24 protein-coding genes and 1 rRNA gene are annotated in these 22,662 nt (G+C 42.2%); 24 read left to right on the top strand and 1 reads right to left on the bottom strand.

Annotated elements, in window-relative coordinates; all coding sequences use genetic code 11:
- Window positions 1–9 precede the first annotated feature (9 nt).
- The 9 genes from rrf to pssA all read left to right on the top strand — a co-directional run bounded on the left by rrf (window position 10) and on the right by pssA (window position 10,181).
- Window positions 10–126, top strand: a 5S ribosomal RNA gene (rrf, locus tag PV403_RS21525).
- Between the two features lie 213 nt (window positions 127–339).
- Window positions 340–1,515, top strand: coding sequence for a GNAT family N-acetyltransferase (locus tag PV403_RS21520; protein WP_332085931.1), 1,176 nt, complete (start codon window positions 340–342; stop codon window positions 1,513–1,515).
- Window positions 1,516–1,921: 406 nt separating this feature from the next.
- Window positions 1,922–2,383, top strand: a complete 462-nt coding sequence (locus tag PV403_RS21515; RefSeq protein ID WP_160036576.1) for a CtsR family transcriptional regulator — start codon at window positions 1,922–1,924, stop codon at window positions 2,381–2,383.
- Between the two features lie 53 nt (window positions 2,384–2,436).
- Entirely contained in the window at window positions 2,437–2,958 is a 522-nt protein-coding gene (locus PV403_RS21510; RefSeq protein ID WP_191804464.1) for a UvrB/UvrC motif-containing protein, read from the top strand.
- 29 nt (window positions 2,959–2,987) lie between these two features.
- Window positions 2,988–4,055, top strand: coding sequence for a protein arginine kinase (locus PV403_RS21505; RefSeq protein WP_332085930.1), 1,068 nt, complete (start codon window positions 2,988–2,990; stop codon window positions 4,053–4,055).
- A 226-nt stretch (window positions 4,056–4,281) separates the two neighbouring features.
- Complete coding sequence (gene clpC / locus PV403_RS21500) at window positions 4,282–6,726, top strand: ATP-dependent protease ATP-binding subunit ClpC (protein WP_213535615.1); 2,445 nt, start codon at window positions 4,282–4,284, stop codon at window positions 6,724–6,726.
- Window positions 6,727–6,930: 204 nt separating this feature from the next.
- Window positions 6,931–8,298, top strand: a complete 1,368-nt coding sequence (radA, locus tag PV403_RS21495; RefSeq protein WP_160036580.1) for a DNA repair protein RadA — start codon at window positions 6,931–6,933, stop codon at window positions 8,296–8,298.
- 14 nt (window positions 8,299–8,312) lie between these two features.
- A complete protein-coding gene (gene disA / locus PV403_RS21490) occupies window positions 8,313–9,389 on the top strand; it encodes a DNA integrity scanning diadenylate cyclase DisA (RefSeq protein WP_332085929.1) in 1,077 nt (358 codons plus the stop codon).
- 66 nt (window positions 9,390–9,455) lie between these two features.
- A complete protein-coding gene (gene pssA / locus PV403_RS21485; RefSeq protein ID WP_332085928.1) occupies window positions 9,456–10,181 on the top strand; it encodes a CDP-diacylglycerol--serine O-phosphatidyltransferase in 726 nt (241 codons plus the stop codon).
- Between the two features lie 144 nt (window positions 10,182–10,325).
- Here the strand turns inward: pssA and PV403_RS21480 are convergent, their stop codons facing one another.
- Entirely contained in the window at window positions 10,326–10,721 is a 396-nt protein-coding gene (locus tag PV403_RS21480; protein ID WP_191804476.1) for a DUF1573 domain-containing protein, read from the bottom strand.
- 192 nt (window positions 10,722–10,913) lie between these two features.
- On the opposite strand from PV403_RS21480, the gene PV403_RS21475 reads away from it, so the two are divergent.
- From PV403_RS21475 to rplA, 15 genes are all read left to right on the top strand, one after another.
- Window positions 10,914–12,002 (top strand): PIN/TRAM domain-containing protein, encoded by a 1,089-nt coding sequence (locus PV403_RS21475; RefSeq protein ID WP_213535613.1) that lies wholly within the window; start codon window positions 10,914–10,916, stop codon window positions 12,000–12,002.
- 73 nt (window positions 12,003–12,075) lie between these two features.
- Entirely contained in the window at window positions 12,076–12,771 is a 696-nt protein-coding gene (gene ispD / locus PV403_RS21470; RefSeq protein WP_213535612.1) for a 2-C-methyl-D-erythritol 4-phosphate cytidylyltransferase, read from the top strand.
- A complete protein-coding gene (gene ispF, locus PV403_RS21465; protein ID WP_213535611.1) occupies window positions 12,768–13,256 on the top strand; it encodes a 2-C-methyl-D-erythritol 2,4-cyclodiphosphate synthase in 489 nt (162 codons plus the stop codon). Before ispD ends, ispF begins: the two co-directional genes overlap by 4 nt.
- Window positions 13,257–13,280: 24 nt before the next feature.
- On the top strand, window positions 13,281–14,735 hold the full coding sequence (gene gltX, locus PV403_RS21460; RefSeq protein WP_213535610.1) for a glutamate--tRNA ligase: 1,455 nt from the start codon (window positions 13,281–13,283) through the stop codon (window positions 14,733–14,735).
- Window positions 14,736–15,219: 484 nt separating this feature from the next.
- Window positions 15,220–15,903 carry a serine O-acetyltransferase gene (cysE, locus tag PV403_RS21455; protein ID WP_213535609.1) on the top strand — a complete coding sequence of 228 codons (684 nt, stop codon included), beginning with the start codon at window positions 15,220–15,222 and terminating at the stop codon, window positions 15,901–15,903.
- 46 nt (window positions 15,904–15,949) lie between these two features.
- A complete protein-coding gene (gene cysS / locus PV403_RS21450; protein WP_332085927.1) occupies window positions 15,950–17,347 on the top strand; it encodes a cysteine--tRNA ligase in 1,398 nt (465 codons plus the stop codon).
- The gene (locus PV403_RS21445) at window positions 17,344–17,823 is read left to right on the top strand and encodes a Mini-ribonuclease 3 (protein ID WP_249717791.1); all 480 of its coding nucleotides are present in this window, start codon (window positions 17,344–17,346) and stop codon (window positions 17,821–17,823) included. The genes cysS and PV403_RS21445 overlap by 4 nt, the downstream gene beginning before the upstream one ends.
- Window positions 17,824–17,898: 75 nt before the next feature.
- On the top strand, window positions 17,899–18,639 hold the full coding sequence (rlmB, locus tag PV403_RS21440; protein ID WP_213535606.1) for a 23S rRNA (guanosine(2251)-2'-O)-methyltransferase RlmB: 741 nt from the start codon (window positions 17,899–17,901) through the stop codon (window positions 18,637–18,639).
- Between the two features lie 13 nt (window positions 18,640–18,652).
- The gene (locus tag PV403_RS21435; RefSeq protein ID WP_213535605.1) at window positions 18,653–19,177 is read left to right on the top strand and encodes an NYN domain-containing protein; all 525 of its coding nucleotides are present in this window, start codon (window positions 18,653–18,655) and stop codon (window positions 19,175–19,177) included.
- A 171-nt stretch (window positions 19,178–19,348) separates the two neighbouring features.
- On the top strand, window positions 19,349–19,993 hold the full coding sequence (sigH, locus tag PV403_RS21430) for an RNA polymerase sporulation sigma factor SigH (RefSeq protein WP_213535604.1): 645 nt from the start codon (window positions 19,349–19,351) through the stop codon (window positions 19,991–19,993).
- 414 nt (window positions 19,994–20,407) lie between these two features.
- Window positions 20,408–20,557 (top strand): 50S ribosomal protein L33, encoded by a 150-nt coding sequence (gene rpmG, locus PV403_RS21425; protein ID WP_072735843.1) that lies wholly within the window; start codon window positions 20,408–20,410, stop codon window positions 20,555–20,557.
- A 21-nt stretch (window positions 20,558–20,578) separates the two neighbouring features.
- Window positions 20,579–20,770, top strand: a complete 192-nt coding sequence (secE, locus tag PV403_RS21420; RefSeq protein ID WP_160036594.1) for a preprotein translocase subunit SecE — start codon at window positions 20,579–20,581, stop codon at window positions 20,768–20,770.
- Between the two features lie 22 nt (window positions 20,771–20,792).
- The gene (gene nusG / locus PV403_RS21415; protein ID WP_213535603.1) at window positions 20,793–21,326 is read left to right on the top strand and encodes a transcription termination/antitermination protein NusG; all 534 of its coding nucleotides are present in this window, start codon (window positions 20,793–20,795) and stop codon (window positions 21,324–21,326) included.
- Window positions 21,327–21,398: 72 nt separating this feature from the next.
- On the top strand, window positions 21,399–21,824 hold the full coding sequence (gene rplK / locus PV403_RS21410; RefSeq protein ID WP_213535602.1) for a 50S ribosomal protein L11: 426 nt from the start codon (window positions 21,399–21,401) through the stop codon (window positions 21,822–21,824).
- An 82-nt stretch (window positions 21,825–21,906) separates the two neighbouring features.
- Complete coding sequence (gene rplA / locus PV403_RS21405; protein WP_160036597.1) at window positions 21,907–22,599, top strand: 50S ribosomal protein L1; 693 nt, start codon at window positions 21,907–21,909, stop codon at window positions 22,597–22,599.
- The last annotated feature ends 63 nt before the right edge of the window (window positions 22,600–22,662 follow it).

The raw sequence follows: 22,662 nt of genomic DNA, 5'->3' as shown, positions 1-22,662 counted from the left end.
AAAATCCTGTTTGGTGGCGATAGCGGAGGGGTTCCACACGTACCCATCCCGAACACGACCGTTAAGCCCTCCAGCGCCGATGGTACTTGGACCGCAGGGTCCTGGGAGAGTAGGACGTCGCCAAGCATAGATAAAGACACTGCCATTAGGTAGTGTCTTTTTTGTTGTCTGGACTTATTTTATTCATGAAATGCATAGATTCTAATATAACCTTTTAATATATTCTGTGCTTTAACCCATGGGATCGTGATTGACTTTTATAAGGCGCTCTGAGACACTCAGACTAAGATACATATAAAAGGAAATATGAGGTATACATCCATTAAAAGAGGTGAGCGAATGGAAATCAGACAATTAAATGCAGAGGAATACGAGCAAAGTATTAGCTTATCAGAATATGCCTTTCAATATACATTAACACCGGAACAAAAAGAAGAAAGAAAAGAGAGGTTTAAGCCTGAACAATTTTGGGGTGTTTTTGAAGAGGAAAAACTGCAAGCTAAGCTAACTATTCTACCTTTTGAAGTATACTTGCAAGGAAAAGTAATGCCTATGGGCGGAATTGCAGGTGTGGCAACCTGGCCAGAGAATCGCCGTAAAGGGCATGTATCTAAACTACTTAGTCAAGCGCTCAATGTAATGAAAGAGGAAGGGCAAATTCTATCATTTCTGCATCCATTTTCGATTCCATTCTATCGTAAGTATGGTTGGGAGCTATATGCAGAATATAAAAATTACCTTATTTCCTCAAAACAGTTTCCTCCTAAAATAGAGTACCCGGGTAAGGTAGTAAGGGATATTAAGGATATCTCTACGCTAAATAAATTGTATCAGTCTTTTGCAAGCAGCTATCATGGCACACTTGTTCGAGATGAGGAATGGTGGAAGTATTCGGTCTTAGATAACACGAAACATAGTGCTGTCTATTATTCTCATGATGGAGAGCCAGAAGGCTATGTATTATATGAACTAAAAGATAAAACGCTCGTATGTAATGAATTTGTTTATTTGAATGAAGAAGCACGGGGAGCACTTTGGACTTTCTTCTCGAATCATGATTCTCGTATTGAACAAGTGAAGTTAACCATGGTTCCAGCTGATGATAATCTACCGTATATGCTTCCCGATCCGCGGGTAACCCAAGAAACGATTCCGTATTTTATGGGACGAATTGTGGATGTAGAGTCTTTTCTGCAACAGTATACGTTTGAGGCTGGAAATAAATCAGAATTAACGATACAGATTGAAGATACAGCGGCTCCATGGAATGCAGGGTTGTGGAAAATATCCATTCATGAACAAGGACAAGCGAAGGTTATAAAGGTAAGGGGAGATAAAGAAGAGATTCAACCAGATTTAATAGCAGATATTCAAGTTTGGACTGCTCTTTTTCTGGGATATAAGCGTCCGGAGCAATTGTTTCATATACAGAAGTTAAGAGGGAAACCGCAAAAAGCAAAAGAACTTGAAAACCTTATTCCGAAAGCACAAACCTTATTAATGGACTTTTTCTAATAAATATAAGAACTGCTCTTCTGCCTTCTGTCAGAAGAGTTTTTTGTTAGAGCGAATAATTTAAGGAAATAAGTGAAAAATGAGAAGGGGATCTTACTTGAGATTTCTGTACAGTATGTTATAATGGATACAAAGTCAAAGAAAGTCAAAGTCAACTAAGATCAGATTTAAATTGTTGGTTATACAATATTATTATGTAGTAAGTTAATTTAGGCTCATTTATATATGACGCATAGAAGATTCCATTAGAGATTTTAAGTGGTTGTATATAAAAGAGAGCATTCATTTAAGCCAAAGAGGTTCGCAGGCTAAGTAAGATGGGTAATTTATTGGAGCTGCCTCTTCCTGATGAATTGGAATGAATGCAATTGATTAGCTTACCGGTTTTATACAGTGGGGGATGAGGATGCGTAATATTTCTGATATTATCGAACAATATCTGAAAAATATTTTGCAGGATAGCTCTGATGGAATGATTGAAATTCAGAGAAATGATCTAGCAGATAAATTCTCCTGTGTGCCATCCCAGATTAATTATGTAATTAGTACTCGTTTTACTCTTGAAAAAGGTTACCTTGTAGAGAGTAAGCGCGGTGGTGGTGGATATATACGGATACAGCGAGTAGAACTCCCTGCACACTCTGTGCTCGGAGGGCATTTCCATCAGCATATTGGGGATGAAATCAATCAGGCTTCTGCAGAAGGTCTTATCTACCAGTTGGAAGAAGCTAAATTTCTTAACAGCCGGGAGGCTGCTTTAATCAAAGCTGCGATGTCCAGAGAAGTATTATTTATAAAGCTTCCCTATCGTGATCAAATCCGTGCTCGGATGTTAAAGGCAATGTTAATTTCGCTCCTCGGTAAGTAGGTAGGAATGCCCTTGTTTTTATCCGTTAGGAACGAATAAAGGAGGTATGCGGTATGCTTTGTCAAGAATGCAATGAACGTCCGGCTACTCTTCATTTTACGAAGATTGTGAATGGCGAGAAGACGGAATTCCATATTTGTGAAAGCTGCGCACGAGAAAAAGGAGATCATCTATCCGGTATCTCTAATGGGTTCTCAATCCATGGACTCCTTTCAGGCCTTATGGATTTTGAATCTGGGAAATACAAAACGGCTGGTGCGCCTGCTCCCGAAACACTTCAGTGTAAGGAATGCGGGATGACGATACAGCAGTTCAGCAAGCTCAATCGATTTGGTTGCAGTTCATGTTATAAGTACTTTTCTAATCGTTTAGATCCCCTCTTAAAGCGCGTACATGGAAATACAACTCATGTGGGGAAAGTTCCTGTACGAGCAGGAGGAAAGATTCATTTAAGAAGAAGAGTGGATGAACTCAAAAAAGAACTTCAAGAACAAATTAATCTACAGGAATTCGAGTCTGCTGCTGAATTACGTGACCAGATTCGTGAACTGGAAAGAGAAATTGCAGAAGAGTAAAGTTTGGTAAAGAGCAGGAGGTATGCACTATGTCAGATATCCGGTTTACCGATAAACCACTTAGTGAATGGATGCGTAGTAGCGCAGCTGATTCAGAAATTGTCATTAGCAGCCGGGTAAGAGTGGCACGGAACGTGCAGAGTTTTCCATTTCCTATGTTGGCAACCGACCAGCAATCGAGAGCGGTACTCGATAAGGTAACGGAAGTCCTTCAATTTGATGATATTCATCAGTTTGGCAGTTTCCATGTCCTAAATCTGAATGAACTATCTGATCTTGACCAAGAAATACTAGTCGAAAAACATCTCATTAGTCCGAACTTGGCAAATGAATCAAGAAATGGTGCGGTTATTCTTAGTGAAGATGAATCCATTAGTATTATGGTGAATGAAGAGGATCATTTGCGCATTCAATGTTTATACCCTGGTTTTCAGGTTCAAGAAGCGTGGAAACGTGCTTCAGCTATAGATGATGTTTTTGAAGCCCATATCGATTATTCCTTCGATGATCGCAGAGGATATCTAACCAGCTGTCCAACCAATGTAGGGACTGGAGTTCGGGCTTCCGTAATGATGCATTTACCGGCTCTTGTGATGACAAAACAGATAGGCAGGGTACTCACTGCTGTATCCCAAGTAGGTCTTGCTGTAAGAGGAATTTACGGTGAGGGCAGTGAAGCGACAGGAAATCTGTTTCAAATATCGAATCAAATTACATTAGGACAAACTGAAGCTGAGATTATCGATAATTTATATAGTGTTGTTCTGCAGATTATTGGTCACGAGCGTAACGCTAGAGAAAGACTCATGACCGATTCTAAACTTCGTATTGCGGATCGAGTAATGAGATCATATGGTATTTTATCTCATGCTTATCTGATGGACTCGAAGGAAGCAGCTCAGCGTATATCTGATGTTCGGCTCGGTATTGATTTGGATCTAATTAGGGAAAAATCAATTGTTGAAATGAATGAACTCAATGTCCTGATCCAGCCAGGTTTTCTTCAAAAGAAATTCGGGAGAACGCTCGAATCAGGAGAAAGAGATATGTACCGGGCACAGTTAATAAGGGAATCTTTCCAAAGAGAAAATCAGTAGGCATGGTATGTATGGCATAGTGTAAGCTCATTATGAACTACTATGTTCTTATAGCTCATTATGAACTATGTTCTTATATGAAGTAATAACCCACACCTTACATTCTTGTCTCACAAGAACGAGAGTTATGGGATTTACCGACATTGTGTCGGCTGGGCAATCATTAGAATAGCCTAGATATATAGATAAAGGAATTATTTTTTAAACTTATGGAGGTGCAAGGAATATGATGTTTGGAAGATTTACGGAACGAGCTCAAAAAGTTCTCGCTTTAGCTCAGGAAGAAGCAGTTCGTTTAGGTCATAATAACATCGGTACCGAACATATTTTGCTCGGCCTGATTCGTGAAGGTGAAGGTATTGCTGCAAAAGCTCTCATCGGCCTTGGCCTTGGTCTTGAAAAAATACAGGATGAGGTAGAAACACTCATTGGCCGTGGCCAAGAGCAACCTACCAATATTGCATATACGCCGCGTGCGAAAAAAGTAATTGAGCTTTCCATGGATGAGGCTCGTAAGCTGGGTCATACTTATGTCGGAACCGAACATATTTTGCTTGGTTTGATTCGTGAAGGTGAAGGTGTAGCAGCACGTGTGCTGAACAACCTGGGTATTAGCCTTAATAAGGCTCGTCAACAAGTCTTGCAACTGCTAGGCAGCAGTGAAGCAGTATCCAGTCATAACGGAACACAAGCTAATGTAAGCACTCCTACACTGGATAGTCTGGCAAGAGATCTAACAGCTACTGCGAGAGAGAGCAATCTTGATCCGGTGATCGGCCGTAGTAAAGAGATTGAGCGTGTTATTCAAGTGCTTAGTCGACGCACAAAAAACAACCCAGTTCTGATTGGTGAACCAGGGGTTGGTAAAACAGCGATTGCAGAAGGCCTTGCTCAGAAGATTATTGCGAATGAAATACCTGAAACGCTTCGTGATAAACGTGTTATGACACTAGATATGGGTTCTGTAGTTGCTGGAACGAAGTATCGTGGTGAGTTTGAGGATCGACTCAAAAAAATTATGGATGAGATTCGTCAAGCAGGAAATATCATTCTCTTTATTGATGAGCTGCACACTCTGATTGGTGCAGGCGGAGCAGAAGGAGCAATCGATGCTTCTAACATTTTAAAACCTGCCCTTGCTCGTGGAGAACTACAGTGTATTGGTGCTACTACGCTTGATGAGTATCGTAAATATATTGAAAAAGATGCTGCTCTTGAACGTCGTTTCCAGCCAATTACTGTTGATCAGCCATCGGTTGATGAAGCCATTCAAATCTTGCATGGACTCAGAGATCGTTATGAAGCCCATCACCGTGTAAAAATTACGGATGAGGCAATTGAACAAGCAGTAAAACTGTCTGACCGTTATATTACAGATCGATTCCTTCCAGATAAAGCGATTGACCTTATTGATGAAGCGGGTTCTAAAGTAAGATTGAATTCTTATACCGTACCGCCTAATCTCAAACAGCTGGAAAATCGTCTTGATGATATCCGTAAAGAGAAAGATTCGGCGGTTCAAAGTCAAGAATTCGAGAAAGCAGCAGCGCTGCGTGATACAGAGCAGAAAATTCGTGAAGAACTGGATATAACTAAAAATCAGTGGAAAGAAAAACAAGGTCGTACGGATTCAGAAGTAACTCCAGAAGATATCGCTCAAGTGGTAGCAAGCTGGACAGGAATCCCTGTTAGCAAGCTGAAACAAGAAGAAACAGATCGTTTGTTAAATATGGAGTCTATTCTTCATCAACGTGTAATCGGCCAAGACGAAGCGGTTGTAGCTGTCAGTCGTGCGATTCGCCGGGCACGTGCAGGCCTAAAAGATCCAAAACGTCCTATGGGTTCATTTATCTTCCTCGGACCTACAGGGGTAGGTAAAACAGAACTTGCTCGTGCGCTTGCCGAAGCGATGTTTGGCGATGAAAACGCGGTAATCCGGATCGACATGTCCGAATACATGGAGAAACACGCTACTTCTCGATTGGTAGGAGCGCCTCCAGGATATGTAGGATACGAAGAAGGCGGTCAGCTGACTGAAAAAGTTCGTCGTAAACCGTATTCTGTTGTTCTTTTGGATGAGATCGAAAAAGCTCACCCAGAAGTATTCAATATCTTGCTTCAAGTGCTTGAAGATGGACGTTTGACTGACTCAAAAGGTCGCGTTGTAGATTTCCGTAATACCCTCATTATCCTGACTTCTAATGTGGGTGCAGATGCAATCAGACGTAATTCTACGCTAGGATTTACTGCAGTTGCAGATGCAGGTGCGGAGTATACTAACATGAAAGGAAAAGTGATGGAAGAGCTCAAGAAGAGCTTCCGTCCTGAATTCCTAAACCGGATTGACGAAGTTATTGTCTTCCATTCTCTCGAAGAGAAACATATTGGAGAAATTGTTACTCTTATGTCTGAGGAACTTCGTAAACGTCTGCGTGAATATGATGTTGATTTCGAACTTACGGATAAGGCAAAATCCTTCTTAGCAAAAGAAGGATTTGATCCAGCCTACGGTGCTAGACCGCTTCGCCGGGCAATTCAAAAGCACATTGAAGATCGTCTCTCTGAAGAACTCCTAACAGGTTCAATTACAAAAGGAGATGTCCTTCTCATTGATGAAAAAGATGGTGCGCTCGCTGTTACGAAAAAAAGCAATGTGCCAACTAATTCTTAATTATTGATGGTTATGCCCCCTAATTTTATAGGGGGCATTTTTTATTTTTAATGAAAAGAATGATTCCCTGTGTTGTAAAGTTTGTGATTAAGCTTTACGTTAAAATGCATTCAATGTTAAACTTTTAATAAATCCTTTATTGGTAAATTCGGTATATAAAATTTATACTTATAGTTTAAGAAAAGTTAAATGAGGAGAAGTGAAGTGGCTAAAGTAAAAACAAAGTTTTACTGTACAGAATGCGGTTATGAATCGCCAAAATGGTACGGTAAATGTCCAGGTTGCCAGTCATGGAATTCCATGGTGGAGGAAACCGAAAGTATTGTGAAGACACAGGGGAGGAATTCTTCCCTTTTTGATAGTAAAGAAAAACCGCTTCCCATCATAAATATAGAAAGTGACCAAGAACCGCGTATTCTAACTGGCATTCAGGAACTGAATCGAGTTCTTGGCGGAGGAGTAGTACCAGGTTCGTTGATTCTTGTTGGTGGGGATCCGGGTATTGGTAAGTCAACGCTCTTGCTCCAGACATCTCATGCCATGACAGCTTCAGGGCTGCGCGTCTTGTATATTTCGGGTGAGGAATCGGTTAGACAAACCAAACTAAGAGCCGATCGGCTTGAAGCATTGTCTCCTGATCTATATGTTCTTAGCGAAACCAATATGGAACGGATCGAAGAGGCGGTAAGTCAGGTTGACCCTCATTTTCTGGTAATTGATTCAATTCAGACCGTTTTTTTACCGGAAATAACAAGTGCTCCCGGAAGTGTTGCACAGGTACGAGAATGTACATCACGGTTTATGCGGATTGCGAAAGGGTTAGGCATTGCAACGGTTCTGGTAGGGCATGTTACTAAAGAGGGTTCTATTGCAGGTCCTCGAATGCTGGAACATATGGTGGATTGTGTGCTTTATTTTGAAGGAGAGCGTCATCATACGTATCGTTTGCTTCGTGCGGTAAAGAATCGTTTTGGTTCGACGAATGAAATCGGGATTTTCGAGATGGGAGAATCAGGCTTAAGAGAAGTGGCTAATCCATCAGAAATGTTCTTATCTGAGCGACCGCTAGGAGTGGCAGGTTCCACCGTTGTAGCGAGTATGGAAGGAACTCGTCCTATGCTTGTCGAACTTCAGGCACTGATCTCGGCTACACAATTCCCGTCACCTAGGCGAATGGCTACCGGCGTTGATTATAACCGTATGGCACTGATTATTGCAGTCCTTGAGAAGCGACAAGGAATGTTCCTCCAGAATCAAGATGCTTATCTAAATGTAGCTGGGGGAGTGAAACTGGATGAACCGGCAACCGATTTGGCTATGGCAGTAAGTATTGCTTCCAGTTTTCGCGATTTGCCAACCAAACCCTATGATGTCATATTTGGAGAAGTAGGCTTGACTGGAGAAGTGCGCGGCGTTTCAAGAGCGGAACAAAGAGCCAAAGAAGCGCAGAAACTTGGGTTTAAACGGGTAATTATGCCAGAGAAGAGCTTAAAGGGGTGGAAGCATCCTGTTGGAATAGAACTGATCGGTATTAATACGGTCGGAGATGCACTAGCGGCTGCTTTAGATTAGGGGGCATTGAATAGATGAAAGAATCGAGCCAACTGGATAAAATGAATGAGTTGTTACGTTTGGTTGCACCCGGAACGCCTTTTCGTGAAGGACTTGAAAATGTCCTGCGTGCAAAAACGGGTGCATTGATTGTTGTCGGCTACAGTCCAGAAGTCATGGAAGTAGTGGATGGTGGATTTTCGATTAATTGCGATTTTTCACCGAACTATTTATATGAACTTGCTAAGATGGATGGAGCTATTATTCTTAGCGAAGATTTGAAACGGATATTGTATGCAAATACGCAGTTAATTCCCGATTCCTCCATTTCTTCATCAGAAACAGGTATTCGTCACCGTACGGCAGAACGTGTAGCAAAACAGACGGGAAAACTGGTTGTTTCCATTTCGCAAAGACGGAATATCATCACTCTTTACCAAGGAACGCTGCGTTATGCATTGAAGGAAATTGGAGTTATTTTAACAAAAGCCAATCAAGCGATTCAAACTTTGGAAAAATATAAAGCAGTCTTAAACCAATCACTCACAAATCTGAGTGCATCCGAGTTTGAAGAATTGGTTACGATTCCTGAAGTAATCAACGTAATACAGCGCGTGGAAATGGTGCTAAGAATCAAGATGGAAATTAAACGCTATATCAATGAACTGGGCAATGAAGGACGTCTGATTAACATGCAGATGGAAGAACTTGTTGCGAATACAGAAGAGGAAGCTCGGCTTTTGTATAAGGATTATGCCAAAGATAACAGTGATGAGAAGATCAAAGACATTATTAACGGCTTAAAACGATCTACAGATGATGAGTTGCTTGATACCCATCATATTGGCCGGCTTCTCGGATATGGTGCTGCTGCGGCTGCTTCTGAAGAATCAGTAGCTCCAAGAGGATACCGAGTTTTAAGCAAAATTCCAAGATTGCCTAATGTCATTATTCATAATTTAGTTGAAGAATTTGAAAGATTACCACATGTGATTATGGCTACGATTGAGGAGCTTGATGAAGTGGACGGTATTGGTGAAGTTCGCGCTCGAACGATCAAGGATGGCTTGAAGCGTCTGCAAGAGCAAATGTTTATTGATCGACAAATGTAGAATTGTAAAGTTGTTTAGCTATAAATTTAGAAGAAAATTGTACAGTTACACTTACGAGGTGACGTGATGATAACAAAATCAATTCCGAACTTGTTTACCTTAGGTAATCTATCTCTCGGAATGATTGCCATTCTGCTGGCATCCGAGGGTCGTTACAGTTTAGCAGCGATTATGGTTGTTGTAGCGATGCTGATGGATGGACTGGATGGTCGAATTGCTAGAGCTTTAAATGCTCAAAGTGATTTTGGTAAAGAGCTTGATTCCTTATCGGATATGATCTCTTTTGGAGCTGCGCCGGCTTATATAATGTATAGCGTTTCATTCCAGGAGGCTCCTATCGCTCTCGCTTGGATTGTAACGTGCCTGTTCCCGATATGCGGGGCCTTGAGGCTGGCTCGCTTTAATGTACGGCCTGGGATTCCTGGGTACTTTACAGGGCTTCCTATTCCTGCTGCGGGCGGTGTACTTGCGACATTGTCTTTATTCAGTAAAGACATTTCTGCTCCATTCATGATGATTGCAACTTTATTGCTTGCTTATTTGATGATAAGTTCGCTTAAATATCCTAACCTGAAAAAAGTGGGTCTTCCTAAAAAAGCAGTATGGATTGCTCCGCTGGTTGTTCTTTTTTCTATTGCACTTGCGGTACTATTCTCAGAGCAACTATCTATGTTTGTATTTATACCTCTTGTGCTTTATGCCATATATGGTATGACGCATAATATTGATCTTATTCTGGCCCGAAGTCGCAAGAAGAAAAAGAAAAGAGAAAGAGATGAAACTTCTCTTTAGGCTTAAATAGAAATCATAATAAATGATCATAAGAAAAAGCATTTACCTTTCCTAGTATGGAGAGATAAATGCTTTTTTAATTTTTTATATTCACTCTTTGAGTCAATTGATTGTCTGTGTGATGATTAAAAGCGGTTTCTGAGATTAGGAGAGGTTGAAGATACCTAGTGTAGAACATTTTTTGGCTTCATTTTCAAGCACTTCTTCTAACTGAATATTAAGCAGATTGCATAGTGCTGACATGTAGAACAGATTACGTCCAAGTTCTGAGCTGATGACTTCTTTGCACTGGTCACACAGATCACCATGTACATGTGTCTGTACCGAAGATTTGGCATCTTCTAGATCGCCATTATGAGCGTAAGATTGCTTGGTCGCATGGAGTTCAATACAACCACAGTCTGTAATGGCTTTAGAAACAGCCCGGTTAACAGAAGCATCCGCTTGTCCATTCTTGGACAAAACGTCAATTAGACTTCGGTGGCGGAGCAACAGTTCGGATACTTGGTTCTGAAAAGTTTGCAAACTTGATGCGCTCATATTTTATTTTCACCTCGGGTTATCAGTTGAACTTATTATAAGTCAGCAGACAAACCATTTTCAACCATGATTTACATAATAGAGAAAAAAACAATCATAGAATTACCGTTAAAAATACCTTCTTACCACGATTAGGACCTAAAAAATTGGTTCATACTGGATAAAGAAAAGCAATTAAGGAGGTGTAGGGACGTGTGGAGAAAGCTTATTTTTATATTCACGGGGCTTTGCGGAGCATGGTCTGGTTATGCGCTTTATTATTCAGTAGGACAAACGATCCCTTGGTTAAGTGAGGGGACAAGTACATTCAGAGTAGGTTTGGCATTAACATTATTTATGTTAATTGGTGCTGTATTCTTTGTTCTGTTAAGCAGGATGCTTGGATCGCTTCTTGATCTACGGGTAGAAGAAGGGGTCTCTAAACTCGCACGGGTTCCGATGGGCGAACTTGCAGCAGGAGCACTGGGGCTTGGTATAGGTTTATTGTTCTCGTTACTTCTTTATCCTTCGCTTAACTGGCTTGGCAGACCGGGGGACTTACTTCAAGTGGCGCTTATGCTCGTATTCGGTTATATGGGGCTTCGGGTTGGTCTTGCCAAAAAAGAAGATTTAGGTTCGTTCTGGACTTCAGGAAGATGGAATACAGGTACAGTGAATGAGGAGAGGCGCATTGAAGAACATAAAATCCTCGATACGAGTGTGATTATTGATGGCCGGATCGCTGATATTTGTAAAACCGGATTTATTGAAGGGACCATTGTAATTCCTGAATTTGTACTCGAAGAGCTGCAGCATATTGCGGATTCCTCTGATCTTCTGAAAAGAAATCGGGGCCGCCGAGGACTCGACATTTTGAATAAAATCCAGAAAGAACTGGAGATTAAAGTCCTGATCTATGAGGGGGATTTTGAAGAAATCTCTGAGGTAGACAGCAAGCTTGTGAAACTGGCGAAAGTCCTGCAAGGAAAAGTAGTGACGAACGATTTTAATCTTAATAAAGTATGTGAACTTCAAGGTGTTTCTGTTCTTAATATCAATGATCTTGCTAATGCAGTGAAGCCTGTTGTACTTCCTGGTGAGGAAATTATGGTTCAGATTATTAAAGATGGAAAAGAACACGGTCAAGGTGTAGCCTACTTAGATGATGGTACGATGATTGTTGTTGAAGGCGGACGCGAGTATATCGGTACAATGATGGAAGTCCTGGTGACGAGTGTACTGCAGACTTCTGCCGGACGAATGATTTTTGCCAAGCCGAAACTGTTGGAAAAAGCGCAATAAAGCGTTATGATGGAGAGTAAGTGTCCATGCACTGGATACTGACAGATGACGGACAAGGCAGGGGTTAATGTACATGACGAAATCATGGGGGGCAGTCATTGTCGCAGCAGGAAGAGGCTCACGAATGAAGACAAGTGAGAGCAAACAGTTTCTGCTGCTGCAAGACAAGCCCATTTTTATACATACACTTGAAGTGTTTAACCGCATACCTATGATTAAAGATATCATTGTGGTAACTGGTGCGCCCGATGTAAAACGGTGTGAAGAATGGATTGAGCAATCTGGACTTCGTGACCATCGTACTTTCGTTGTTGCAGGAGGGAAGGAACGACAAGATTCGGTTTATGCGGGTCTTCAGAAGCTTGAGACGGATTATGTACTTATCCACGATGGCGTTCGTCCTTTTGTCCAGCCAGATCACATTGAAGCATGTATGAAGGCGGCAGAACAATTTGGAGCTGCAGTGCTTGCTGTTCCTGTCAAAGATACCATTAAGCAGGTAAGTACAGATGGAATGATAACTGCGACCCCCGATCGGAGCAGTCTGTGGAGCATTCAAACCCCACAGGCTTTTCGTCTTTCGGATGTAATAGAGGCGCATAAACTGGCGATAGAATCAGGTTTTGCAGGAACAGATGATGCTATGCTGGTTGAACGTCTGGGAAGACAGGTTAAGATTGTAGAGGGCAGTTATACCAATATCAAGATTACCACACCGGAAGATCTAGATTATGCTGCATTTATGCAAAAAGGGGAGAGAGAACAATGATTCGAGTAGGACAAGGTTTTGATGTCCATCAGTTGGTGGAAGGCAGGCCATGTATTATCGGCGGTGTAACGATTCCTTATGAAAAAGGCTTAATTGGTCATTCTGATGCCGATGTATTACTGCATGCGATCAGCGATGCAATCCTCGGCGCACTAGGCTTGGGGGATATCGGTAAACATTTTCCTGATACGGATCCTGTATTTAAGGATGCTGACAGCTTGAAGTTGCTGGAGCGAGTATGGGAACTTGCAGAAGAACGCGGTTATAAGCTTGGAAATATTGATTCTACTATTATTGCACAAAAGCCCAAAATGGCTCCTTATATTCCGCAAATGGCGGAGATTATCGCTAAGGCACTGCATGCTGAGGTATCGCAAGTGAATGTAAAAGCAACGACAACAGAACAGTTAGGTTTTGCAGGACGAGGAGAAGGAATCGCCGCGCAATCGGTTGTCTGCCTGATCCAACCTGTGCTATCATCTTGAGATAAACAATTCGGAGGGGATATTATGAGCACGGAAGTCCGCGTGCGTTACGCGCCAAGCCCAACAGGTCATTTACATATTGGGAATGCCAGAACGGCGCTTTTTAATTATTTGTATGCTAGAAACCAAGGTGGAAAATTTATTATTCGTATCGAAGATACCGATGTGAAACGGAACGTGGAGGGTGGAGAAGAAAGTCAGCTCAAGTACCTGAAATGGCTCGGTATGGACTGGGATGAAAGTGTAGATGTACCGGGAGAATACGGTCCTTACCGTCAAACGGAGCGTCTCGATATTTACCGTAAATACTGGCAGGATCTTATTGACCGTGGTCTTGCTTACTTCTGCTACTGTACGGAGGAAGAACTCGAGCAGGAGAGAGAAGAGCAAACAGCCCGTGGAGAAACTCCGCGCTATTCTGGTAAACATCGGAATTTAACGGAAGAACAGCGTAAGGCATTTGAAGCAGAAGGCCGTGTGCCAAGCGTGCGTTTCCGTGTACCGGATGAGAAGGTTTATACTTTTGATGATATGGTAAAAGGAACGATCTCTTTTAATTCAAAAGAGTCCGGCGACTTTGTTATTGTCAAAAAAGATGGAATTCCTACGTATAACTTTGCAGTTGTAGTAGATGATTATTTAATGAAGATCTCTCATGTTCTGCGTGGTGAAGATCATATCTCGAATACACCAAGACAGCTCATGATTTACGAAGCTCTTGGATGGGAACCTCCGATCTTTGGTCATATGACACTGATCGTGAATGAGAATCACAAAAAACTCAGTAAGCGGGATGAGTCTATCATCCAATTTATTGAGCAGTACGACAAACTGGGATACTTGCCGGAAGCGATGTTTAACTTCATCTCCTTATTAGGCTGGTCCCCAGAAGGTGAAGAGGAGATTTACAGCAAAGATGAGCTGATTAAGATCTTTGATCCAAGCCGTCTTTCGAAATCCCCGGCTGTGTTTGATACAAACAAACTGGCTCATTTAAATAATACGTATATCAAAAATGCGGACACGGATCGGATTGCTAAACTTGCCATCCCTCATTTGCAAATAGCAGAACGCTTGCCTGCTGAACTTAGTCCAGAACAAGAAAGCTGGGCCAAGGAATTAGTAGCTCTCTATCAAGAGCAAATGACGGCTGCCTCGGATATCGTTGAATTATCTGCTTTGTTCTTCAAAGAAGAAGTGGAATATGAAGGCGATGCTGCTGCAATCCTGGAGGAGGAACAAGTTCCTGTTGTTCTTCGTGCTTTTGCTGATAAAGTAGCAGTAGAGGAAGACTTTTCAGCGTCCCGTATGGCTGCACTTATTAAAGAGGTTCAGAAAGAAACAGGCTTTAAAGGGAAACAACTCTTTATGCCAATTCGTGTGGCTCTAACGGGTCAGACGCATGGACGGGATTTGAACAAGACCATTTATTTGCTAGGTCGTGAAAAGGTTCTTTCTCGTTTGAATGCACGATTGTAGAACAAGAGTAATAAAGTAATCAAAACGAATGTTTCTTGTTCTTGTCAGTATGAGTTCTTTTCGTTAAGATATAAGAAATAATAATGTAACGATTATTCAATAGCTGTGATCAGGAGAAGTAGGCGGTGTGGTTGTGAACCAGAGAAGATAACCAGGTAAGGCCCCGGGGCCTTCGAGGCTGGAAGTTATCTCACAATCTGCCGATCGAAATGCGCCTGGGAGCTGCGCTTCCGAACCTGGCCCCTTGTATGCAATAAACAAGGCACGGCAGGTAGGTAGCGACGCGTCGTCCTCGTTATCGGACGTCCAAAGATAGTTATGTTCTTCCTTAGTCATAGGACTCATGAAGAACATAACTAAGCAGAGTGGAACCGCGGACTTATGACGCCTCTGCAGCCTATATGGGCTGCGGAGGCGTTTTTTTCATAGACCTGCAAGCAATTCGAAATTAAGACGGTGCTTGGTGCCAAAGAGGGGAACAGACATGTTTAGAAAATTGAAATCGGATATTCAGGCAGTATTTGATAACGATCCCGCAGCTAGAAGCTGGTTTGAGGTCATCTTTACGTATTCCGGCTTACATGCGATCTGGGCTCACCGACTGGCTCACCGTTTTTACCGAAGAGGATGGTTTACCTTGGCGAGAACCATTTCTCAAGCGAGTCGTTTTACGACAGGGATTGAAATACACCCCGGTGCTACGATCGGAGAAAGGCTTTTTATAGATCATGGCATGGGCGTGGTGATCGGAGAGACTTGCGAGATTGGTGATGATGTTGTTATCTATCAGGGGGTAACTTTAGGGGGAACAGGCAAAGAAAAAGGAAAACGACATCCGACGATCGGGAATAATGTCGTAATTTCATCTGGATCTAAAGTGCTTGGTTCATTTAAAGTAGGAGATTACAGTAACATTGGTGCCAATTCAGTTGTCCTGAAAGAAATTCCTCCAAATAGCACAGTGGTAGGGATACCAGGACGAGTAGTAAAACAGGATGGCAAACGAATCGATCGTTTAAGTCAGCAGCTTCCTGACCCTGTTATTGACTCCATGCGAGAACTCCAGCTTGAGATCTATGAACTGCGGGAAGAGCTGAAAAAGCTGAAATCTCTGCAAGAGCAGGACTGCCTTGAAAAAGAACCGGTGGTTCGTGGTAACAAAGCGTAAACGTGGTACAATATAATGATGGAAAAGATCGAAAGGAATGTGACTGATGACGCTTCAAATTTATAATACGCTCACAAGGCATAAAGATACCTTTGTTCCTCAGGAACCAGGGAAAGTGAAAATGTACGTCTGCGGACCAACTGTGTATGATTATATTCATATTGGTAATGCAAGACCGATGATTTTTTTCGACGTTGTTCGCAGTTACCTTGAGGTGATTGGTAATGATGTGAATTATGTCGTAAACTTCACCGACGTGGATGATAAATTGATTAAGAAAGCAGACCAGCTTGGCACGACGGTGCCGGAAGTAGCGGATCGTTTTATTCAAGCCTACTACGAAGATCTAGATGGTCTAGGGATCCCGAGAGCAACACATAATCCTCGTGTAACCGAGAATATGAATTTGATCATTGATTTTATTAAGCAACTTGAGGATGAAGGGGTCGCTTATGAAAAAGGCGGCGATGTGTATTACCGTACTCACAAATTCCCGGATTACGGTAAGTTGTCCAAACAGAATCTGGATGAACTTCAGTTTGGAATTCGAATTGGAGTCGATGAGCGTAAAGAACATCCGCAAGATTTTGTTTTGTGGAAAGCGGCAAAACCAGGAGAAATTTTCTGGGATAGTCCGTGGGGGAAAGGTCGTCCAGGCTGGCATATTGAATGCTCTGCAATGGCCCGTAACATCTTGGGGGATACACTGGATATTCACGGCGGAGGACAAGATTTGCAATTCCCGCATCATGAATGTGAAGTAGCACAATCCGAAGTGTTAACAGGAAAACCTCTCGCAAATTACTGGATGCATAACGGCTTTATCCGTATTGATAACGAGAAAATGTCGAAATCACTCGGTAACGGTATCCTTGTAAAAGATTTGCGTGAGCAGTACAGAAGAGAAGCGATTCGATATTTCATGCTTTCGACACATTATCGAAATCCACTTAATTTCAGTGAAGATATTATGGAACAGGCTGAAAATAGTGTGGATCGGATCGCCAATGCGGTTAATAATATGAAACACCGTCTGAATACAGTCACAATTAACGAAGCGATTCCGCAAGATCGGGAGGCAAAAATCGCAGAAATTCGTGATCAATTCCACGAAAAAATGCAGGATGATTTTAATACACCAGATGCGATTACTGCCGTTTTCGAATGGGTAAATGAAGCGAATATGCTTCTTCAGGCAGAAGTAGTTAACCGTGCTGAACTTGAAGCAATGCTTGCGTTGTTTGAGGAAATGAATGCGGTACTTCGCCTGTATACCGAAGAGCAAGATGAACTTCATGCCGATATAGAGAAGCTGATTCAAGAGCGTGCGGAAGCTCGTAAGGCAAAGGATTGGGCTCGTTCTGATGAGATTCGAGATGAGCTGGCAGATATGGGGATTGTTATCGAAGATACACCACAAGGTGTAAGATGGCGGCGCAAATGAGTGAGAACCAACAACTGAAGAATTATGACGGAGGCGAAGGGGAGAAAGGGTGGTTATTTCCCTACCCTCCTTCCCGTAAGCCGGAACTTATTCCCCCGATTGCTCTTGCCTACATAGGTGATGCGGTTTATGAGGTCGCTGTCAGACAATATTTGCTGTCAAAATCTAATCTGCGTCCCAATCATCTTCATCAAAATGCGACAAGTTTTGTATCTGCGAAAGCACAAAGCAGGATTTTGTCGTATATTGAGGAAGAATTGTTACCTGCCGAAGCGGATATTGTGAGGCAAGGTAGAAATGCCAAATCCAGTGTTCCGAAAAATGCAGATGTTTTGGAATATAGACACGCTACCGCTTTTGAATGTCTGATCGGGTATTTATACACGAGTGGATATCAAGAAAGACTCCGTGAACTTATTGTTCTTGGCATTCAGAGAATGGAGCAAGCCAAAAAAGAAGGAAAAGCACAAAAGTAATAATCGATTATAACGAAATATAGAGCTTCTAAACAGTCAAAGTATGATGTATCGAAGCTAGGAGGATATAGAGAAATGGAAGAAGAATGGATTGCCGGTAAGCACTCGGTTATAGAGGCGCTGCGTTCCGGAAGAACGATAAACAAAATATGGATTGCTGAGCAAGCACAAAAGCATCTTACCTTGCCGATCTATGCTGAGGCGAAAAAAGCGGGCGTGATTATTCAACAGGTAGACAAGCGTAAGTTAGAGCAAATGGTTCCTGGCATACAGCATCAAGGTGTTGTGGCACAGGCTGCTCCCTATGAATATGCACATGTGGAAGATCTACTCGCTGCTGCGCGAGATAAAGGAGAAGATCCTTTTCTTGTTTTGCTAGATGAGATTGAGGATCCCCACAATCTAGGTTCTATTTTACGAACTGCGGACTGCACGGGAGCTCATGGCGTGATTGTTCCGAAACGTCGCTCGGCTCAGGTGACAGCAACTGTTTCTAAAACTTCTGCCGGTGCAGCTGAGTATGTTCCTGTAGCAAGAGTAAGTAATTTGGCACAAACCATTGATGAACTGAAAGAAGCGGGTGTATGGGTTGTGGGAACCGACTTGCAAGCAACAGAGTCTGTTTTCGGAAACGGTGTATTTACGGGACCTGTCGCTATCGTAATCGGCAATGAAGGAAAAGGTATGGGAAGGCTTATTCGTGAAAAATGTGATGTTCTTTTGAAGTTACCAATGGCTGGCCAGATCAACTCCCTGAATGCTTCTGTTGCCGCAGGCGTAGTGATGTACGAAGTGCTTAGATCCCGGAAGTCATAAGGATTAGCTGAAAATGAAGGATACCCGTGATGTGCTTCTCGTGGACGGTTATAACATGATAGGGGCTTGGAAAGAACTCTCTGCCCTTGCCCGAACCGATTTGCAGGATGCACGGGACAAGCTGTTGGTACGGCTGGCCGATTACCAGGGTTTTTCGGGGATAAGAGTGATTGTCATTTTTGATGCTTATAGAGTGCCAGGTTTAGGCAAATCTTTCACAGAGAGTAAAGTGCAGGTGCATTTCACTAAAGAAAAAGAGACGGCTGACGAGTGTATTGAAAGGCTTGTAGGTGAGCTTAGTTCTCGGAGACGTCAGATCTATGTGGCTACAAGTGATATGGTGGAGCAGCATGTTATTTTTGGTCAAGGTGCGCTCCGTCTATCCGCCCGGGAACTTTATATCGAGCTGGAACAGAATGATAAGGAACTTGGGCGAAAGATAAAAGATGATTACCAGAAGAAATCAACCAAAAACACAATAGACTCGAAATTGTCACCCGAAGTGCGCAAAATGTTCGAAAAATGGAGAAGAGATTGAGATCAAATCTACCATTTTGTATAACAATAGAATTATGAATCTCTTGACATTTATATCATTCTTTTCTTTTTTAGGCGAAGTGTGGTTGACGTTGGAAGGTATGTTCATATATACTTGGGCTATATTTTGATAGGTAACGGGGTCCTTGCGTTGCAGCCGGAGGGATTGTTAGTGAGTGTTGACCTCAAAGATATCATGTTGTCCAAGTTTGATTATCTAAGTGATGAGGATATTGTCCAAGCCGTTCATAACAACGACAGTGAGGCACTAGAATACTTGATCAACAAGTATCGTAATTTTGTACGAGCCAAAGCAAGATCTTACTTTTTAATTGGTGCTGATAGAGAAGATATCATTCAAGAAGGAATGATTGGGCTGTACAAAGCGATACGTGATTTCAGAGGGGACAAGCTGGCATCATTTAAAGCATTTGCTGAGTTATGTATAACGAGGCAGATCATTACGGCTATAAAAACAGCGACTCGTCAGAAGCATATACCACTGAATTCGTATATTTCTCTGGATAAACCGATCTATGATGAAGAATCTGACCGCACTTTGATGGATGTTATTTGTGGCACACAAGTAAGTGATCCGGAAGAACTTGTTATTAACCAGGAAGAATTTACTGGATTAGAAGACAAAATGTCTGAGATTCTAAGTGACCTGGAACGCAAAGTGCTTATGTTATACCTGGACGGAAGATCCTACCAGGAAATAGCTGTGGATCTTAATCGTCATGTGAAATCGATCGATAATGCATTGCAGCGTGTAAAACGAAAACTTGAGAAATATCTAGAAGTAAGAGATAATTAGATTAACTCGTTTTCTGAAGAAGGACTCAGACTAGATCGAGTCTTTTTTTGTTGGAGAAGAGGAAGAGCGTTTAAAAAAAGCGGATTGATTCATACTGATAAACATTGACGTTTTCGATTGTACGCTCGATCCAAGCTATCGACCATGAGATATTGGATGTATATATTCTATTTCATTCATTTTTCTGTCTGATATGCAAGAGGTGTCAAGAACAGCTTTCTGAGAAAAAGTTAGACTTGAAGTAAGAAACTCTAGAAAAGGGTATTTTAGGCAGAGATTAAAGCCTATTCTTCGATTGACATGAATATACCCTTGTGATAAAGTGTTTTAGGTAGGCCTAAATTCGCGCTATTTTTTTTAGGAACCAATTTAGAGACTCTGATAATGTTCGGATGTCTTCGGGAGGTGCACATCATGCGGGTAATTATTACTTTGGCTTGTACTAATTGCAAACAAAGAAATTACACAACGACTAAAAACAAGCGTAATCACCCCGACCGCATGGAGATGAAGAAATTTTGCAAGTTTTGTAACGAGCAGACTTCTCATCGCGAAACCAGATAGTTATTTGGAGGTGTAGTCGGCGTGAAACGTAGTTTCAAGTCTCTGTTTTCCTTTTTCTCAGAAAGCTGGGCAGAGCTCAAAAAGGTTCGCTGGCCTAATCGTAAAGAGTTAACTAACTACACCCTTATTGTTTTGGGGACGGTTATTGTTATTACGCTTTATTTTTGGGTGCTTGACATCGGTATTTCCGCTGTGATTGAAGCGATAATTTAAGAAGGGTCCCAGGTGGCTTGATATGGAAAAAAGATGGTATGTCGTTCATACCTATTCAGGGTATGAGAACAAAGTCAAAGCCAATTTGGAAAAACGCGTAGAGTCCATGGGCATGGAGGACAAAATATTCCGTGTTCTTGTTCCAATGGAAGAAGAAGTGGTAAATAAAGACGGTAAGAAAAAAACCGTTATGCGTAAAATTTACCCCGGATATGTCCTTGTTGAGATGGTTCAAACTGATGATTCTTGGTATGTTGTTCGCAACACTCCGGGAGTTACTGGTTTTGTTGGATCAACAGGATCTGGTTCGAAGCCCACGCCACTATTGCCGGATGAAGTTGAACAGATTCTGAAGCATATGGGTGTTGTGGAGCCAAAACCGAAGATTGAATTCGATATTAAGGAATCCGTACGAATTAAAGTTGGTCCTTTTGCGAATTTTGTGGGCTCCGTGGAAGAAATATTGGCTGAGAAGAGTAAGTTGAAAGTTCACGTCAACATGTTTGGACGGGAAACCCCGCTTGAGCTCGATTACGATCAAGTGGAAAAATTATAGAGCGCAAGCTTATGGTTTCTGTGGGAGGGCTACATGCTCGCTAACCACTATTGATGCAAGGAGGTGTCTTACATGGCCAAAAAGGTAATTAAAATGGTAAAACTGCAAATTCCTGCAGGTAAAGCAAACCCAGCACCACCAGTAGGTCCAGCATTGGGTCAAGCAGGTGTCAACATCATGGCATTCTGTAAAGAATTTAATGCTCGTACTGCTGATCAAGCAGGTTTGATCATTCCAGTTGAAATTACGGTGTTTGAAGATCGTTCTTTCACATTCATCACTAAAACTCCACCGGCAGCAGTATTGCTTAAAGTAGCTGCTAAACTTGAAAAAGGATCCGGTGAGCCGAACACGAAAAAAGTCGCAACTGTAAAACGTGACGTTGTTCGTCAAATTGCTGAGCAAAAAATGCCTGACCTAAACGCTGCGAACGTTGAGTCCGCAATGCGCATGGTAGAGGGTACTGCTCGCAGCATGGGTATCACCATCGAAGACTAATTACAAGTGTTCGTGCACAGGCTGATTCGCAGCCTGTGTTGTGGGAGGTATATCCGCTAAAACCACAAAGGAGGAAAAAAACATGGCTAAACATGGTAAGAAATATGTTGAAGCTGCTAAGCTGATTGACAGCGAAGCAAGCTACGAGCCTTTGGAAGCTGTAGAGCTTGTCAAAAAGGCAGCTACTGCTAAATTCGACGAAACAATCGAAGTTGCAGTACGTTTGGGCGTAGACCCTCGTAAACAAGACCAAGCCGTTCGTGGTGTTGTTGTCTTGCCACATGGTACAGGTAAAACACAACGCGTATTGGTATTTGCAAAAGGTGAAAAAGCGAAAGAGGCGGAAGCAGCTGGAGCAGACTACGTTGGAGATCAAGATATGATCACAAAAATCCAACAAGGTTGGTTCGAGTTTGATGTCTGCGTAGCTACACCTGACATGATGAGTGAAGTAGGTAAATTGGGTCGTCTGCTCGGTGGTAAAGGTCTTATGCCTAACCCGAAAGCTGGTACGGTTACTTTTGATGTTACTAAAGCTGTTCAAGAAATTAAGGCTGGTAAAATCGAGTATCGTCTGGATCGTGCGGGACAAATTCATGCGCCAATCGGTAAAGCTTCTTTCACTGCTGAGCAGTTGAATGAAAACCTGAAAGCTTTGGTTGAAGCACTTAACCGTGCAAAACCAGCTGCTGCAAAAGGTGTTTACCTGAAAAACATCAGCATGTCCTCTACAATGGGACCTGGTGCGCGCGTGAACACAGCTTCTTTCAAGTAATAAATTCCAGTTGACTTATGTCATCTGAATCTGTTATTCTGATAAAGTTGTTTAGTCCTTGTG

This window comes from Paenibacillus sp. GYB006, from assembly GCF_036577645.1.
Taxonomy (GTDB): Bacteria; Bacillota; Bacilli; order Paenibacillales; family Paenibacillaceae; genus Paenibacillus.
Note: the sequence above shows the minus strand (reverse complement) of the source record. Positions and strands in the feature narration are given on the sequence as shown.

Coding starts and splice junctions, on each gene's coding strand:
- cysS (WP_332085927.1), top strand. CDS start 15,950: ATGACGCTTCAAATTTATAATACGCTCACAAGGCATAAAGATACCTTT.
- rlmB (WP_213535606.1), top strand. CDS start 17,899: ATGGAAGAAGAATGGATTGCCGGTAAGCACTCGGTTATAGAGGCGCTG.
- rplK (WP_213535602.1), top strand. CDS start 21,399: ATGGCCAAAAAGGTAATTAAAATGGTAAAACTGCAAATTCCTGCAGGT.
- ispF (WP_213535611.1), top strand. CDS start 12,768: ATGATTCGAGTAGGACAAGGTTTTGATGTCCATCAGTTGGTGGAAGGC.
- PV403_RS21445 (WP_249717791.1), top strand. CDS start 17,344: ATGAGTGAGAACCAACAACTGAAGAATTATGACGGAGGCGAAGGGGAG.
- PV403_RS21505 (WP_332085930.1), top strand. CDS start 2,988: ATGTCAGATATCCGGTTTACCGATAAACCACTTAGTGAATGGATGCGT.
- PV403_RS21520 (WP_332085931.1), top strand. CDS start 340: ATGGAAATCAGACAATTAAATGCAGAGGAATACGAGCAAAGTATTAGC.
- PV403_RS21510 (WP_191804464.1), top strand. CDS start 2,437: ATGCTTTGTCAAGAATGCAATGAACGTCCGGCTACTCTTCATTTTACG.
- clpC (WP_213535615.1), top strand. CDS start 4,282: ATGATGTTTGGAAGATTTACGGAACGAGCTCAAAAAGTTCTCGCTTTA.
- rplA (WP_160036597.1), top strand. CDS start 21,907: ATGGCTAAACATGGTAAGAAATATGTTGAAGCTGCTAAGCTGATTGAC.
- pssA (WP_332085928.1), top strand. CDS start 9,456: ATGATAACAAAATCAATTCCGAACTTGTTTACCTTAGGTAATCTATCT.
- disA (WP_332085929.1), top strand. CDS start 8,313: ATGAAAGAATCGAGCCAACTGGATAAAATGAATGAGTTGTTACGTTTG.
- cysE (WP_213535609.1), top strand. CDS start 15,220: ATGTTTAGAAAATTGAAATCGGATATTCAGGCAGTATTTGATAACGAT.
- rpmG (WP_072735843.1), top strand. CDS start 20,408: ATGCGGGTAATTATTACTTTGGCTTGTACTAATTGCAAACAAAGAAAT.
- ispD (WP_213535612.1), top strand. CDS start 12,076: ATGACGAAATCATGGGGGGCAGTCATTGTCGCAGCAGGAAGAGGCTCA.
- PV403_RS21435 (WP_213535605.1), top strand. CDS start 18,653: ATGAAGGATACCCGTGATGTGCTTCTCGTGGACGGTTATAACATGATA.
- gltX (WP_213535610.1), top strand. CDS start 13,281: ATGAGCACGGAAGTCCGCGTGCGTTACGCGCCAAGCCCAACAGGTCAT.
- nusG (WP_213535603.1), top strand. CDS start 20,793: ATGGAAAAAAGATGGTATGTCGTTCATACCTATTCAGGGTATGAGAAC.
- PV403_RS21480 (WP_191804476.1), bottom strand. CDS start 10,721: ATGAGCGCATCAAGTTTGCAAACTTTTCAGAACCAAGTATCCGAACTG.
- PV403_RS21515 (WP_160036576.1), top strand. CDS start 1,922: ATGCGTAATATTTCTGATATTATCGAACAATATCTGAAAAATATTTTG.